Source organism: Azonexus sp. IMCC34842, assembly GCF_050368855.1.
In the GTDB taxonomy this organism is placed as follows: Bacteria; Pseudomonadota; Gammaproteobacteria; order Burkholderiales; family Rhodocyclaceae; genus Azonexus; species Azonexus denitrificans_A.
Window position 1 is genome coordinate 913,305 of the sequence record NZ_CP178449.1, and the last position, 15,972, is coordinate 929,276.

Genomic DNA, 15,972 nt, shown 5'->3' on the forward strand with positions numbered 1-15,972 from the left:
GGTAGCGGATAGTTTCCCCCGCCACGGGCCAGCAAGCAAGGGAGACGAGCAGTCGGGCGTGATATTGTGCTCAGCGCAGCCGGGCGAACAGCGAATCGACAATGGTCAGCGCCTGCTCGTAATGGAAGGCGGCAATGGCTCGTTGCAGCGCGCTGAATTCGCCTGGGAAGGCAGCGCGCAGCGGCTGCTTCAGCGCGGAGAATTTCCGGCTGGCTTCGACATCGCCAGTCATTAACAAGGGAATCAGCGCTTCGAGCTCGGTGGCCAGCAGGCTCAGGTCGGGCGGGGTTTCAGTTGCCGCGGCAGGGCTTTCGGGGCGCTCGGCTGGGCCGCGTTTCAGGTATTTGCGCAAGATTGCGGCAAGGGCCTCGGTTTTCACCGGCTTGGCGAGAAAGTCGTTCATGCCGGCTTCCAGGCAGCGGTTCTTGTCCTCGACAAAGGCGTTGGCCGTCAGGGCGACGATCGGCGTGGACTGGCAGCCGGGCAGGGCGCGAATTTGCCGGGTGGCGTCGAGGCCGTCGAGCCGGGGCATCTGGATGTCCATCAGGATCAGATCGAAACGCTGCTGCTGGCAGCGTTCGACTGCGGCCAGCCCGTCTTCGGCGGTTATCACCTCGGCGCCGGCCAGACTGAGCAGGTCGACACCGATGTCGCGGTTGATCGGGTCATCCTCGACCAGCAGGATACGGCCATGCACCCGGCTTTCGTCATTCGGGGCGCTGGCGTTGGGCCGGGGCAGGACGGAATCGCCCGGCGCTGCTTCGAGGCTGGCGCTGATCCAGAAGGTGCTGCCGACGCCGGGCGTGCTGTCGGCCCCGACTTCGCCGCCCATCAGTTCGGCCAGTTGGCGGGCGATGGCCAGACCCAGACCGGTACCGCCGAAGCGCCGTGTCGTCGACGCATCAATCTGCTCGAAGGGGTGGAACAGTCGGGGAATGTCCTGCGGCTGGATGCCGATGCCGGTATCGCATACGGCAAAGCGACAGAGCAGCCGGCCGTCGCGCTCGGCCAGCAGTTGGCCGGATAGCGTGATCGATCCGTGCGTCGTGAATTTGAGGGCATTGCCGGCAAGATTGAGCAACACTTGGCCGAGCCGGGTGGCATCGCCGACCGCCTGGGCCGGCAGGTCGTCGCTGGCGACAAGCAGTTGCACTCCCTTGTCGGCGGCCTGGTCGCGGATCACGTCGGCCACCGAATTGAGCAGTTCGGCAGGAGAAAAGACCTGGCGCTCAAGGACGATTTTGCCGGCTTCGATTTTTGCCAGGTCGAGAATGTCGTTGATGATCTGCAACAGGTGGTTCGAGGCCGCCGCTACCTTCTGCAGCTTGTCGCGCTGCTCCGGGGTCAGCGAGCTGCGCGTCAGCAGGTAGTTGAGGCCGATGATGGCGTTCATCGGCGTGCGGATTTCGTGGCTCATGTTGGCCAGGAATTCCGATTTGGCCCGGTTGGCCCGTTCGGCGGCGTCCTTGGCGACGGCCAGTTCGCTGGTTCGCAGTTCAACCAGTTGCTCGAGGTGGTGGCGATACGACTCGAGCTCGATCTCGTTCTTGCGCCGCTCGGTAATATCGTCCTTGACCGCGACGTACTGGCTGATCTGGCCGTCGCTCTGGCGGATCGGCGAGATCGTTGCCATTTCGACGTACTGCGAACCGTTCTTGTGCCGGTTTAGGAATTCGCCGCGCCAGATATGGCCGGCCGACAGCGTCGCCCACATCTCCCGGTAGGTCGCTGGCGGCGTGTCGCCGGACTGCAGCACCTTGGGGTTCCGGCCGATAACCTCGGCGGCGGTATAGCCGCTGGCCCTGGTGAATGCCTGATTGACGTAGATGATCCGGGCGTTGACGTCGGTAATGACGATACTCGCCGCACTTTGCTCGACCGCTGCCGACAGTTGGCGCAGATCGAGATCGGCGCTTTCCAGCTCGGCAAGCTTGGTGGCGAGCAACTGGTTGAGTGCTTCGATCGCCTGGCGCCCTTCCTGGTACTCGATTTCCCGCAGCTCCAGGGCCGCTGTCATGTCGTTGAAGTGTCTCGACAGCTCGTCCAGTTCGATTGGTACCTTGTCGGAAACAATCCGTGTCGCATAATCGCCGTCGGCGACTTTGCGGCTGGCTTCCTTGATCTGGACAATCCAGCGCTCGACCAGATTGTGCAGGTAATAGCGCGCCAGCAGTATGGAAAGCAGGCTGACGACGGACAGAACGGCCAGGCGCAGCCAGAACTGGCGCTCGACGATTTTCAGCGTTTTGTTGACCGGTGCGGCAATGCTGACGATCAGTGACTGGCTGGCGATTTTTATCGGCAACAGGATGTACAGCCGCTCGATCCCGTCGAGGCCGGTCAGCACGACGCTGCCCCGGTAATTCTGCAGGGCGTCGAGCAGGCGTGCCTTGCTGTCGGCGCTCAACGGCTTGCCGCGCCAGGTGTCCGGGTCGGGAAAGCGCGAGATGAGTGCGCCGTCGCTGGAAAAGAGGGTAGAGATCCAGCCCGGCGGTAACTGGTAGTTTTCGGTCAGCCGATCGAACCAGGTGATGTCGCTGGCGATAAAGAGAACCGCCTGCAACTTGCCGGTAGCATCGCGCATCGGCAAACCGAAGGTGATGCCGGGCTTTCCGGAAAAACGGCCGATCAGGAACTGGCCATCGGAGACGTCGTGGTTGGTCAGCGAGTTCTGGAACCATGGACGATCGGCAACGTTGATCGGGGTGGGTGAGGGGATGGCCGAGCAGAAGACATCGCCGTTCGGGTAGGCCGCGCCAAGGTTGGAAACGTGCTCCGACGACTGCAGCAGGCGCTGAACGAGGCCGGTGCAATCGGCCGGATCGAGCTGCTTCAGGTTGTCGGACGCCGCCATGATGCGGAGCATCTGGCGGACTTGGCGCAATGCCGCCTGTTCCTCGATGCGCGTCGCCTGCAGCATCTGCCGCGCATTTTTCTCGATGTCGGCAATGGCATTGCGGCGCTGGTGGCGATAGTCGTAAATCGTCAAGGCGAACAACGGCAGCATGGCCAGTGCCAATACCAGCCAGAGTCGGCTACTCAGGGAGAAGCTGGAGGGTGCCATTGCGGTATCTATGCTCCAAGCTGGTGAGCGTCAACAGCATAGTCAACGGAATGGCTGGCGATGTAAATGGGGGTGATTGCACCGGATTGGTGCAAATTTTCCGGTGGCGATCAGGTGCCAGTCGCCTTGCCGGGAAAAATGTCATTCTATTCAATAGGGTCCGCTATTTCTGTCGGTCTGGTACAAGGCTTGCTAGTGCTGTGCTTGCGTCGTGCAATGTCTGCTATCGACGCTGAATCAGGCCGTGGCCGGCCAATGCGACCACGGCATCAAAATGCCTATGACCTCACCATTGATCCTGATGCTTTCCACTCTCGCGCCGAGTGCCGTGCTGCTGGTCTTCTGGCAGCGCCAGCGCGGGCGCGCGCGCAAGGATCTGCCCGGATTCGAGGCGACGCTGGCCGTCAGTCGTCACCTCTTGACGCTGCTGATCCATGTCCAGAAACATCGTGGGATGAGCAGCGCCTGGCTGGCCGGCGATGCCGGATTCCTGCCGTGCCTGCGCGACCAGGCGGTTCTGGTCGAAACCTTGTTGCCGGCCTTACAAGCTCACGCCCGTCTTGAAGGCGCCCGGCCCCTGCCGTGCTTTACCGCCAATGAGGTGGGGCTGTTTATTTTCCACTGGCGCAATCTGGTCGAGTCGCAGGCTGGCAAGCAGGCCGAGCAGAGCATTGCCGAGCATGGCCAGCTGATTGCCCAGCTTTTGCGCTGGCTGTCGGCGCTCGGCGAACGGCGGATCGAACCGCTATTCGCCGGCGATCAGCTCGGCCGGGTGCGCAACTTTGCCCATCGCCTGCCGTTGCTCACCGAGTGTCTCGGACAGGCCCGGGCGATCGGCAGCAGCGTCGCGGCGCGCCAGGCCTGTTCGGCGGTGGCGCGGGTCCGCCTGATGTTCCTGGTCGGCCGGGCCGAAGCCTTGCTCGATCAGGCAACCCAGGCCGATGACGGCGGCCGGGTCAGCCGGCAGGCCCGCTCGGCGATCGGCGATCTGACCCATGTCGTGCGCACCAGCATGCTGCTCAACGATGGAGTCAGTGTTTCGCCGGATGCTTATTTCGTCATTGCCAGTCGGGCGATCGATGCGGTGGTGGCCTGGATGGACGACAGCGGCGGCCGGCTGCAAGGCTTGCTGCGCCAGGCGGCGATGGCGGAAATGACCAGTGCGGTCGCCGGATGAAACAAGGCGTCAATTCCCTCTCGGCATTTTTTTCCAGCCAACTGGCCGGCAAGACCAGCGTCTGGCAGCAGATCGACAGCGAACGGGTGCTCAAGGTGCTGGTCGGCAATCTCGACGGGATGCTCTTCCGCTGCGCCATCGATGCCGATTGGACGGTCCATTTCGTCAGCGCCGGCTGTCACGAATTGACTGGCTACACGGCGGACGAACTTCAACGCAGCCAGCGCATCTCGCTGGAAGGCCTGATTCATCCGGAAGACCGGCAAGCGGTCCGGCAGTCGGTGATGACAGCGGTCGAAGGGAGCGCCCCCTATCGCATCGAATACCGCATCGTTTGCCGCGACGGCGCGCACAAGTGGGTGATGGAGCGCGGCACCTGCGTCATCGACGAATTCGGCGGCCGGGTGCTGGAAGGCTTTATCGAGGACATTACCGAGCGGGTTGCCGGGCAGCTCCGGCTGGCCGAGGCGGAGATGCGTTTTCGCAGCGTCTTCGAGAAATCGGTGGTCGGCATGTTCCAGACCACCAGCGACGGCCACTATCTGGCGGCCAACCAGGCGCTGGCCGATCTGTACGGTTATCGGACGCCGCGCGAACTGATCGATGAAATTGCCGATATCGCCCACCGCCTGTATGTCGATCCGGCGCGGCGCGCCGCGTTTTCCGGCGAAATCCGGCGCAATGGTCTGGTCCGCGATTTCGAATCGGAAGTCTATCGGCGCGACGGCAGCCGCATCTGGATTTCCGAAAACGCCCATGCCGTGCTCAGTCCGGAGGGCGCGCTGCTGTATTACGAAGGCACCGTCGAGGACATCACCCAGCGTCGCCAGCATCAGGCCGAGCTGGAGTATCAGGCGACGCACGATCCATTGACCGGTCTGCCCAACCGCAATCTGTTGCAGGACCGCTTGAATCAGGCGATGGGCGGTTCCCGGCGGAGCGGTCGGCAGGTGGCGGTGGCCTTTGTCGACCTCGATAATTTCAAGGTCATCAACGATAGTCTCGGCCATGCCGTCGGCGACCGCCTGCTCCAGGTCGTCGCCCGGCGCCTCAGTCGCAGCCTGCGCGAAGTCGATACCGTGGCGCGTTACGGCGGCGACGAATTCGTGCTGATCCTGGCCGATCAGGCCAGCGTCCGTGATCTGGCGCAAACACTGGAGCGCATTCAGGAATGCATTGCCGAGCCGGTCCTCCTCGACGGCCACGATCTGCGGGTCGGGGCGTCGATCGGCGTGACGGTCTACCCGCACGACGGCAAGGATTTCGCTACGCTGCTCAGCCAGGCCGATGCCGCGATGTACCACGCCAAGGCCGGCGGCAAGGGGCAGTTCCGCTTCTACACGCCGGAATTGAACAGCGCCGCCTACGAGCGGCTCGAGATGGAGATGGCGCTGCGCAGCGCGCTGGCGGCCGACGAGCTGTGCGTGCACTACCAGCCGAAGGTCGACGCGACCGGCCGGGTCTCCGGTTTCGAGGCGCTGGTCCGCTGGCAGAGTCCGACCCTGGGCAGCGTCTCGCCGGCGCGTTTCATCCCCCTTGCCGAGGAAACCGGCCTGATCATTCCGATTTCCGCTCTGGTGCTGCGCGCCGCCTGCCAGCAGGCAGCCAAATGGGCGGCGGCCGGGTGGGCCGGCTTGACCATGGCGGTCAATCTGTCGGCCCGCGAGTACGCCGATCAGGATCTGGCGAGCAAGATCCGCACGGTGCTGGCTGAAACCGGCCTGCCGGCAGCCTGTCTGCAACTGGAACTGACCGAGACGATGCTGGCCGGCGATGTCGAGCTGACGGTGCGCACGCTGTCCGATCTGAAGGCGCTCGGGGTGCGCATCGCGGTCGATGATTTCGGCACCGGGTATTCCTCGCTGGCCTATCTGAAGCGCTTTCCGCTCGACATCCTGAAAATCGACCGCTCCTTCGTCATGGAGTGCGACCGCGATGCCGATGCGATGGCCATTCCGCGCGCCGTCATTTCGCTCGGCCAAAGCCTCGGCTTGAGCATTGTCGCCGAAGGCGTCGAGCGCCAGGGGCAGTTCGAAATCCTGCGCTGCCTCGGCTGCGAGGAATTTCAGGGCTACCTGTTCTCGCAGGCCCTGCCGGCCGACACCGTGCCGGCCTTTCTCCAGGACAACGCGGCGCGGCTTGCGGCGGCGCAGCTAACCGCCGGCGCCTGACGCCGGCTGGTCGCTTGCCGGGCGGCGCCTGACGCCGGCCAAAATATCTCCGGTCCGGCATAAGTTGCGGTCGTTAGGCGTAAAATCAGGATGTTGCATTGCAGCATCCAGCCCGTTTCGCCAGGAATTATCATGAACAAGATATTTACCATCGATGGTAACGAGGCCGTTGCCTCGGTTGCCTTCCGCGTCTCCGAAGTGATCGCGATCTACCCGATCACCCCCTCGTCCGGCATGGGCGAACTCTCCGACGAATGGGCGGCAGAGGGCAAAACCAATATCTGGGGCAGCATTCCCAAGGTCGTCGAACTGCAATCGGAAGGCGGCGCCGCCGGCACCGTGCATGGCGCCTTGCAGGCCGGGGCGCTGGCCACCACATTCACGGCCTCGCAAGGCCTGCTGCTGATGATCCCCAACATGTACAAGATTGCCGGCGAACTGACGCCGACCGTCTTCCATGTCGCCGCCCGGGCCGTCGCGACGCATGCCCTGTCGATCTTCGGCGATCATTCCGACGTGATGGCGACGCGCGCCACCGGCTTTGCCATGCTGGCCTCCAACTCGGTGCAGGAAGCGCACGACATGGCGGTCATCGCCACCGCCGCGACGCTGGCCGGACGCATCCCGGTGCTGCATTTCTTCGATGGTTTCCGCACCTCGCATGAAGTGGCCAAGATCACCGCGGTGGACGATGCCGTCCTGACGAAAATGCTGCCGCCGGAGCTGATCGGTGCCCTGCGCGGCCGCGCGCTGTCGCCAGAACACCCGGTGCTGCGCGGCACGTCGCAGAATCCGGACGTCTTCTTCCAGGCCCGCGAAGCGCAGAATCCGTGGTTCGACGCCTTCCCGGGCATCGTCCAGCAGCGCATGGACCAGTTCGCCAAGCTGACCGGCCGGCACTACAAGTTGTTCGACTATGTCGGCGCGCCGGACGCCGAGCGGGTCATCGTGCTGATGGGTTCCGGCGCCGAGACGGTGCAGGAGACGGTGGAGCATCTCAATCGCCAGGGCGCCAAGGTCGGCCTGCTGAAAGTCCGGCTGTTCCGGCCGTGGGCGCCGGTCGCCTTGCTCGCCGCCTTGCCGGCGACGACCAAAGGCATCGCCGTGCTCGACCGCTGCAAGGAGCCGGGGGCCGATGGCGAGCCGCTGTTCAAGGACGTGCTGGTCGCGCTGGCCGAAGATTTCACCGGTGAGGCGCCGCATTTCACAAGCCTGCCGAAAGTCATCGGTGGGCGTTACGGGCTGGGTTCCAAGGAATTCAACCCGGCCATGGTCGTCGGGATTTTTGACGCCTTGGCCCAGGCCCGGCCACGGCGCGCCTTCACCGTCGGCATTCGCGACGACGTCAGCGGCCTGTCGCTGCCGTTCGATCCGGCTTTTCGCACCGACGCCGCGCAGCAGACCTTCGCCGCCGTCTTTTACGGCCTCGGCTCGGACGGCACGGTGTCGGCCAACAAGAACTCGATCAAGATCATCGGCGACGAGACCGATCTCTTCGTTCAGGGCTATTTCGTTTACGACTCCAAGAAGTCGGGGGCGATGACCGTTTCGCACCTGCGCTTCGGCCCGCAGCCGATCCGCTCGGCTTACCTGACCGGGGCGGGCGATGCGAAATTCGTCGCCTGCCATCAGCCGCTCTTTCTCGAAACCCACGATCTGCTGGTGCATGCCGCGCCGGGCGCCGTCTTCCTGCTCAACACCCATCTGCCGCCCGACCGCGTGTGGGCCACGCTGCCGCCGGCCATGCAGCGGCAGATGGTGGAAAAGAAGATCACTTTCTACGTCATAGATGCCTATCAGGTGGCGCTCGAAGCCGACATGGGGCGGCGCATCAATACGGTGATGCAGGCCTGTTTCTTCGCCATTTCCGGCATCCTGCCGGCCGACGATGCGATTGCCGCGATCAAGCGCGCCGTCGAGAAGACCTATGGCCGCAAGGGCCGCCGTATCGCCGAGCTGAACTTCCGGGCCATCGACAAGACGCTGGCCTGCCTGCACCAGGTGACGTTTGCCGGCGCGCCGCTCAGCGCTCCGGCGCCGGCCATCGCCGCGCCGCAGCTCAGCGATTTCGTCCGCAAGCTGACCATCCCGCTGATCGCCGGCCATGGCGATGCGCTGCCGGTTTCGCTATTCCCGGCCGACGGCACCTGGCCGACCGGCACCGCCAAATACGAGAAGCGCAATCTGGCGCTGCAGATTCCGGTCGTCGAAACCGATCTATGCACGCAATGCGGCAAGTGCGTTTTCGTCTGCCCGCATTCGGCCATCCGCGCCAAGCTGTTCCCGGCCGAACTGGCCGAGCAGGCACCGCCGACCTTCAAGCACATGACACCGCGCAGCAAGGATTACCCGGCCGGCTGGCAGATGAGCTACCAGGTCGCGCCGGAAGACTGCACCGGCTGCACGCTGTGCGTCGATATCTGCCCGATCCGCGACAAGAGCAACGTCTCGCGCAAGGCGCTGAACATGGCCGAGCAGCCGCCGCTGCGCGCCCAGGAGGCCGAGAATTGGGCCTTCTTCCTGAAACTGCCCGATTACAACCGCAACATTATCAAGCGCAACACCATTCCCGGTTCGATGCTGCTGCCGCCGCTTTTCGAGTTTTCCGGGGCCTGCGTCGGGTGCGGCGAAACGCCCTATATCCGGCTCGCCACGCAACTGTTCGGCGACCGCATGCTGGTCGCCAACGCTACCGGCTGCTCGTCGATCTACGGCGGCAACCTGCCGACCACGCCGTACTGCACCAATGCCGAAGGGCGCGGGCCGGCCTGGAACAATTCGCTGTTCGAGGACAACGCCGAATTCGGCCTCGGCATGCGGCTGGCTACCGACCAACTGGCCGATGCGGCACGCACGCAATTGAAGGCGATGGCGCTGGAAGTCGGCGACAGCGTCATTGCCGCGCTGCTCAATGCCGACCAGAGCAGCGAAGCCGGCATCCACGAGCAGCGCGAGCGGGTCGCCGCCTTGCTCGCCAAGCTGGCCCACATCGCCACGCCGGCCGCGGCCCAACTGGCCGCCGTCGCCGAATACCTGATCCGGCGCAGCGTGTGGATCATCGGCGGCGACGGCTGGGCCTACGACATCGGCTTCGGCGGCCTTGACCACGTGCTGTCCTCGGGGGCGGACGTCAATATCCTGGTCCTCGATACCGAGGTCTATTCCAACACCGGCGGCCAGAACTCCAAGGCGACGCCGCGCGGTGCGGTCGCCAAGTTCGCCGCCGGCGGCCAGCCGAACCGCAAGAAGGATCTGGCGCGCATCGCCATGGATTACGAAAACGTCTTCGTCGCCAAGGTCGCCTACGGCGCCAAGGATACCCATACGCTGAAGGCTTTCCTCGATGCCGAGAGCTATCCCGGGGTCTCGATCATCATCGCCTACAGCCCGTGCATCGCGCATGGCGTCGATATGTCGCACAACCACAGTCAGCAGGATCTGGCGGTCAAGGCCGGCCACTGGCCGCTGTTGCGCTACGATCCGCGGCTGCGCGAGCAGGGCAGGAATCCGATGTCGGTCGATAGCGCGGCGCCGAGCATTCCTTTCCGCGATTTTGCCCGCAACGAAGCGCGCTTTACCGTGCTCGAGCGCCAGCATCCTGAGGCCGCCGAACGCTTCATGGTCCAGGCCGAAGCCGATGCCCGACTGCGCCACCAGGAATATGTCGAGCTGGCCGAACTGGCCTTGCCCGAGGCGCTGATCGAGGAAAAAGCCCAGGAAGCCGCCGAACAAAAGGAGACGCCCAATGCCTGATCTGTCCACCACCTACCTCGGCCTGGCGCTGAAGAACCCGCTGGTGCCGTCGTCGACGCCGCTCAGCCGCCACCTCGACGCGGTGCTGCATCTGGAAGATGCCGGCGCTGCGGCCATCGTCATGCACTCGCTGTTCGAAGAAGAAGTGCGTAACGACGAACGGATGATCGACCGCTTTCTCGTCCATCCGGACAGCTTTGGCGAAGCGAGCGGCCACCTGCCGGCCGGCCGCGATTACCGCAGCCAGCTCGACGGCTATCTCGAACAATTGCAGGCGCTCAAGGCGCGGCTCGATATTCCGGTGATCGCCAGCCTGAACGGCTCCTCGCTCAATGGCTGGGTCGAACTCGGCAAGGAAATGCAGGAGGCCGGGGCCGATGCGCTGGAACTCAACGCCTGGTTCATGCCGGGCGACCCGATGCTCGGCGGCGAGGAACTGGAAGATCGCTACCTGTCGCTGCTCGGCGAACTGAAGGCGGTGGTCGGCATTCCGGTTAGCATGAAGCTGTCGCCGTTCTTCACGTCGCTGCCGAATTTCGTACACCGGGCCAGGCAGGCCGGGGCGGCCGGCGTCTCCTTGTTCAACCGCTTCTTCCAGCCGGATATCGATCTGGCCAGCCTGAGCGTCGTCGACCGCGTCCAGCTGTCGAGTTCGGCCGACGGCCTGTTGACCATGCGCTGGATCGCCATTCTGCGTGGCCGGACCGAACTGACGCTGGCGGCCAGCGGTGGCGTGCATACCGCCGAAGACGCGCTCAAAATGCTGCTCGCCGGGGCCGACGTCGTGCATATGGCGAGCGCCCTGCTGCAATCCGGACCGCCGGCCCTGATGGAGGTGCTGGATGGCCTGAAGCACTGGATGGAGGTCCGGGAGTACGAATCGGTGAGGCAGCTCAAGGGTTCGATGAGCCAGCAAAACCTGCCCGATCCGAGTGCCTTCGCCCGCGCCGCCTATCTGCATGCGCTCGATTCGTTCACCCCGCCGGCCGGGGTGCGCTACTGAGCGATCGCTGACCAGTGCTTTGTCAGTGTCGACATTTTTTACAGTTTTTGGCGATTTTTAGTGTTGTCATATTTTATTTGTTAAAAATCAGTGATTTGTTGAAGTGGCACCCGATTTGCTATTACCAAAGTAAGGTTGCGGGGCGATCTTGTGTTCATCGCCACTGGCGGTAAGCCGATCTTGCTGACGCGCCGATGCGTATTTTCATTGGCGTAAAAATTGGTAATCGCTGCGCTTTGCGGCCAGCAATCGTGTCGGAGGAACAAATCATGATCAACAAGAAGTTTCTGGCTGTCGGCTTTGCCTTGAGCATCGGCTCGACGGTTGCCTTTGCGGCTCAACTCGCGTGCAACCAGAGCGGTTCCTACGTCAATGTCACGGAGTACTACCAGGCGCAAAATCCTGGCGCTACCACCGTAAGCGGAACCATCGGATACAACAGTTGCGTCGGTGTCTATCCCGGCAATGACGTACCCGGTGTTGCGCCGGGTAATGCCTTGCCGACGACCAATCTGGGCTGGTATGGCGATGGCTACATGAATGGCGAACCGAACAAGCAGGGCAGCTTTTTTACCGGCTATGAGTTCACTTCAGCCCAGTATCCGGCGTCAAATCTGAACGGTGACAACAAACCCGATCCGGGCTGGATCTACCTCGGCAGCCTCAATTTTGGTGACAATGGCACGGGCACCTTCCAGGCGGTCGCCAGCATTGCCGGCTTGGCGAATACGCTGTTCGGCAGCGAAATATTCTCGGCCTCCTACAACACCACTACGGGCGTCGGTTCCTGGAAATTCACCCCGGACAAAAATATCGCGATCGATGCCGCGCCCTTGTTCGGCAAGAACTATTTCGACCAGTTTGCCCTGGTTTTCAAGCAGGGCGGTGGGGACAAAGGCGGCTTCGCGGTCTATGACTTCACCTCGGATCAGTTCGGCGTCGCACCGCCGCCGAGCTATCTCGATCCCATCCTTAATTTCGAGGGTAACTGGGATCTGACGACCGTCTTTAACGGTCAGAAGAGCATTTCCCACATCGCACTGTGGGCGCGCGATCCGGGCGGCGATCAGAATGTTCCGGAACCTGGCACGCTGGTCTTGTTCGGCGCAGCCTTGGTCGGTATTGCCGTTGCTCGCAAGCGCTCGGCCAGCGCCAGCTAGAACCAGTCGATCTTCGTTGATCGTATTCAGGGCCGGCCTTCGCGAGAAGGCCGGCCCTGTCGTTTCAGCAGCCTCGTCCCGAGGTGTCGCGGCTGAAGCCGAAGCCGCCGCTGCTGCTCGGCGGCCGGATGCAGATCAGCAGGCCGAGCGATTTTGCCGATTTCCGCAAGTCGGCCGGGAAGGCGGCGAAGGGAACGGCCTGCTCGACGACGGCCTTGATGAAGGCGATTTCGTCCTGCTGGTCGGCGGCGTTGAGCACCTGAAAACTGTGCAGCGAGCCGTCCGGTTTGAGACGGACCCGGACCAGCGCGCTGCGCACGCCCTTGGCGCGCGGGTCGTTCCTGACGAAAGCGGCGCTGCGGTTGAGTTTTTTGACCATCGCATCGAGATACATTTCGAGACTGAATGGATCGGCCGGCGGTCCGTTCGGCAGGCGCTCCAGCTCGACGTTGTCCTCGCCGTCCTGGCGGGCCTGTTCGCGGCCCAGTTCGCGGGCCATGGCCAGCGAGCGCTGGGCCAGCGTCGGGGCGGGGCGGGCCTGGGCGCCGAGCTCGTTGAGGAAGTTGTTCATTTCTTCCCGCTCTTTGACCGACCACTGGCGGGCCGGCGGGCTGGTTGCCGCGGATTTGCCGCGCTCGAGCGCGATCACCCGTTTTTCCGCCCGCGGCTTGACCGGCGCTGCCTTGCTCGCCGATTTTGCCGGCGCGGCCGCCGCCGGGGTGGCCGGGGCAGGTTGGGCCAGCCTGGCTTCGATGCGCCGGGCCGGCCGATCCGTGCCCTCCGGCGCGTGCTGCGGGATGACCAGGACCAGGCCGTGCAAGAGCAGCGACAGCGCGATCGCGCGGATCGGCAGCTGGCGTCGGCAGGGCGTTTCGGAAAGGGGCATCGCCCCGTTATTCCAGATGCTCGACCATCAACTGGGTCGTTTCGACGCCCATGTATTCATTGATGGCGAGCCGGTAAGCTACCCGGGTATTGTTTCCCGGCTGGTTGCTGAAGTTGAACTGGATCGCGTCGATCCGCGTCTCGCCCTTGCGCAGGCGCAGCTTGAGGTGTTTTTCCTTGAGCACGCGTTGCTGCTCGACCTCGAATTCATCGATGAACAGCGGCGCCGGAAAGCCCTGGCCCCAGATCTCGTTGTCCAGCAGGCGGGCCGTTTCCAGCGAGAAATAGCTGCCTTCCAGGGCGCCGTCGGTTTCCAGCGTGCGGGTCAGGTCGGCTGGCGAGAGCAGTTCGCCGGCGACCTGGGCGAACAGTTCGCGGAATTGCTCGAAGTTTTCGGCGCGCAGCGTGGCGCCGGCCGCCATGGCGTGGCCGCCGAAGCGGACAAGGAGGCCGGGGGCGCGCTTGGCGACCAGATCGAGCGCATCGCGCAGGTGCAGGCCGGGAATCGAGCGGCCGGAACCCTTGACGATGCCGCCTTCGCCGGGGGCGAAGGCAAACACCGGGCGGTGCAGTTTGTCCTTGATGCGCGAGGCGAGGATGCCGACGACGCCTTCGTGCCAGCCTTCGTCGAACAGCGCGATACCCGAGGCGCTGTCGTTGGCATCGAGCGACTCAAGCAGGATCAGCGCCTGTTCCTGCATGCCCGATTCGATTTCGCGCCGTTCGCGGTTCAGCGCGTCGAGCTGCTGGGCGATGTTGAGGGCGCGGGCCGGATCGTCGGTGAGCAGGCATTCGACGCCGAGGCGCATGTCGGCCAGCCGGCCGGCGGCATTCAGGCGTGGCCCGAGGATGAAGCCGAGATCCATCGCCGTGGCTTTTTTCGGGTCGCGGCCGGCCGCCTTGAACAGCGCCGCCAGGCCGGCGTGCAACTGGCCGGCGCGCATGCGTTTGAGGCCCTGGCTGACGAGGATACGGTTGTTGCGGTCGAGCTTGACGACGTCGGCGACGGTGCCGAGGGCGACCAGGTCGAGCAGGCTGGCAAAATTGGGTTCCGGCTGCTCGGCGAAAAAGCCGCGTTCGCGCAGTTCGGCGCGCAGGGCGAGCATGACGTAGAACATCACGCCGACGCCGGCGATGCATTTCGACGGGAAGTCGCAGCCGGGCTGGTTCGGATTGACGATGCAATCGGCCTCGGGCAGCGTTTCGGCCGGCAGGTGGTGGTCGGTGATCAGGGTTGCGATGCCGTGTTCGCGGGCGCGGTTCACGCCTTCGATGCTGGCGATGCCGTTGTCGACGGTGATGATCAGGTCGGGCGACTGTTGCGCCGCGACATCGACGATTTCCGGCGACAGGCCGTAGCCCAGCTTGAAGCGGTCGGGGAGCAGGAAATCGACGTCGGCACCGAGCATTTTCAGGGCGCGCATGCCGACCGCCGTGGCGGTGGCGCCGTCGCAGTCGTAATCGCCGATGATCAGCAGGCGGGCTTCGGCCTCGATGGCGTCGGCCAGCATGTGGGCGGCGTCCGTGGCGTGGGTCAGGGCGCTCGGCGGGATCAGCGATTTCAGTTCATAGTCGAGTTCGGCCTTGTCCTTGACGCCGCGCGCCGCGTAGAGGCGGGCGAGCAGCGGATGCAGGCCCTGTTGTTCCAGTTGCCAGACGACGCGTTGCGGAATGCTGCGGTTGACGATGCGGGTCACGACTTTCCTTCGGCCAGTTGAGCGGCCAGTGCAGCGAGCGGGCGACTCTGGCGCCAGAACTTCCAGCGGTCGCTGCCGCGCAAGGTCCAGGTCAATTCGCCGTAGATGGTTGGGGCAACGATGGTCAGGGTGTGGATCCGGTGGCCGAGGGCGCCGCGCAACGGCGCGAACCAGTTGGCTTCAAGGGCGAGCAGCGCCGCCCGCCAGCCTTCGCTGTCTTCGTAGAGAACCGGCGGCAGCAGAGCGTCGAGAACGACTAGCTGGTTGGTCTTGCGGGAGGCCAGGGCGAGCAATTTGGCCAGTCCGGCTGGCGCCGGATGCACCGGCGTGCCGGCGGCGCGGGCCAGGCCGGTGGCCAGCGGGATGTCGCACCAGGCCGCGGTGAAATGGCCGGGACCCGGGCGTTGCAGGGCGCCGCCGCCCCACAGCCAGAGGCTGTTGATCACCGGCTTGCCGGCGGCTTGCCGGCTTTCGTTGATCGGGTGGCCGTGCAGGAACATCTGCACTTCGTTCAGCCAGCGGGTCAGCGTGGCGTTCTTGTCGGAAATCGTGCTATCGACCCGGCGGCCGGCGACGGCGGAAATCGGCTCGGCGACGTGGTCGACGGCGTTCTTCAGGCGCAGATACCAGCGCCGCGCAGTGGCCATGCGAAATTCGCCAATATCGGCAAATTCGGCATTTAGCGCGCTGACGATGGCCCGGGCTTCGTCGTCCTCGACTTCGAAGGCGCCGGCATCGGCGAGAATGATGCGTTCCTGGTGAAAGCGCAGATGTACCGGGTCGGCACATAACCAGTGTCCGTCCACCGCGGCCTCGCTGACGTCTTCGCCGAGCAGGCGGAGTGCCCCGTAGGTCGGGTTGGCCAGGCCGAACTGGCCGGCCAGGGCGGCTTCAAAGGGGCGGCGCGGCCGGCGCTCGCCGGTCGCGTGGGCCAGCAACCACGCCAAACCGGGCGCGTGCAGCTGCCCGAGGGTCAGCTGGTCGGCGGGTTCTGGCCAGATCAGTTCGGGAACGAGCAGGGTGAGGCGCACAGGGAGGGGAGGGCGGGGTTCAGGGTGGAAA

Annotated in this window: 9 protein-coding genes; 5 read left to right on the forward strand and 4 right to left on the reverse strand. The window is 64.3% G+C overall.

All coding sequences use genetic code 11. The annotated features are described in order from the left end of the window. Positions 1-70: 70 nt before the first annotated feature. Positions 71-3,064: a response regulator gene (locus ACLIKD_RS04220; protein ID WP_428827293.1), complete on the reverse strand. Its 2,994-nt coding sequence runs from the start codon at positions 3,062-3,064 to the stop codon at positions 71-73. Positions 3,065-3,365: 301 nt separating this feature from the next. Between ACLIKD_RS04220 and ACLIKD_RS04225 the strand changes: the two genes are divergently transcribed. The 5 genes from ACLIKD_RS04225 (at position 3,366) to ACLIKD_RS04245 (ending at position 12,328) form a co-directional block, all read left to right on the forward strand. After that, positions 3,366-4,241, forward strand: a complete 876-nt coding sequence (locus ACLIKD_RS04225) for a nitrate- and nitrite sensing domain-containing protein (RefSeq protein ID WP_428827294.1) — start codon at positions 3,366-3,368, stop codon at positions 4,239-4,241. Next, on the forward strand, positions 4,238-6,412 hold the full coding sequence (locus tag ACLIKD_RS04230; protein ID WP_428827295.1) for a putative bifunctional diguanylate cyclase/phosphodiesterase: 2,175 nt from the start codon (positions 4,238-4,240) through the stop codon (positions 6,410-6,412). The genes ACLIKD_RS04225 and ACLIKD_RS04230 overlap by 4 nt, the downstream gene beginning before the upstream one ends. Positions 6,413-6,544: 132 nt before the next feature. Further along, positions 6,545-10,165: a pyruvate:ferredoxin (flavodoxin) oxidoreductase gene (gene nifJ, locus ACLIKD_RS04235; RefSeq protein WP_428827296.1), complete on the forward strand. Its 3,621-nt coding sequence runs from the start codon at positions 6,545-6,547 to the stop codon at positions 10,163-10,165. Continuing rightward, positions 10,158-11,168: a dihydroorotate dehydrogenase-like protein gene (locus ACLIKD_RS04240; protein WP_428827297.1), complete on the forward strand. Its 1,011-nt coding sequence runs from the start codon at positions 10,158-10,160 to the stop codon at positions 11,166-11,168. The genes nifJ and ACLIKD_RS04240 overlap by 8 nt, the downstream gene beginning before the upstream one ends. 269 nt (positions 11,169-11,437) lie before the next feature. Continuing rightward, on the forward strand, positions 11,438-12,328 hold the full coding sequence (locus ACLIKD_RS04245; RefSeq protein WP_428827298.1) for a PEP-CTERM sorting domain-containing protein: 891 nt from the start codon (positions 11,438-11,440) through the stop codon (positions 12,326-12,328). A 64-nt stretch (positions 12,329-12,392) separates the two neighbouring features. Here ACLIKD_RS04245 and ACLIKD_RS04250 read toward each other — a convergent pair whose 3' ends face one another. The 3 genes from ACLIKD_RS04250 to ACLIKD_RS04260 are packed head-to-tail and all read right to left on the reverse strand — an operon-like array spanning position 12,393 to position 15,941. Further along, entirely contained in the window at positions 12,393-13,214 is an 822-nt protein-coding gene (locus ACLIKD_RS04250) for a hypothetical protein (protein ID WP_428827299.1), read from the reverse strand. Positions 13,215-13,221: 7 nt separating this feature from the next. Beyond that, the gene (recJ, locus tag ACLIKD_RS04255) at positions 13,222-14,910 is read right to left on the reverse strand and encodes a single-stranded-DNA-specific exonuclease RecJ (RefSeq protein WP_428827300.1); all 1,689 of its coding nucleotides are present in this window, start codon (positions 14,908-14,910) and stop codon (positions 13,222-13,224) included. Next, positions 14,907-15,941 carry a hypothetical protein gene (locus ACLIKD_RS04260; protein ID WP_428827301.1) on the reverse strand — a complete coding sequence of 345 codons (1,035 nt, stop codon included), beginning with the start codon at positions 15,939-15,941 and terminating at the stop codon, positions 14,907-14,909. The genes recJ and ACLIKD_RS04260 overlap by 4 nt, the downstream gene beginning before the upstream one ends. Between the last annotated feature and the right edge of the window lie 31 nt (positions 15,942-15,972).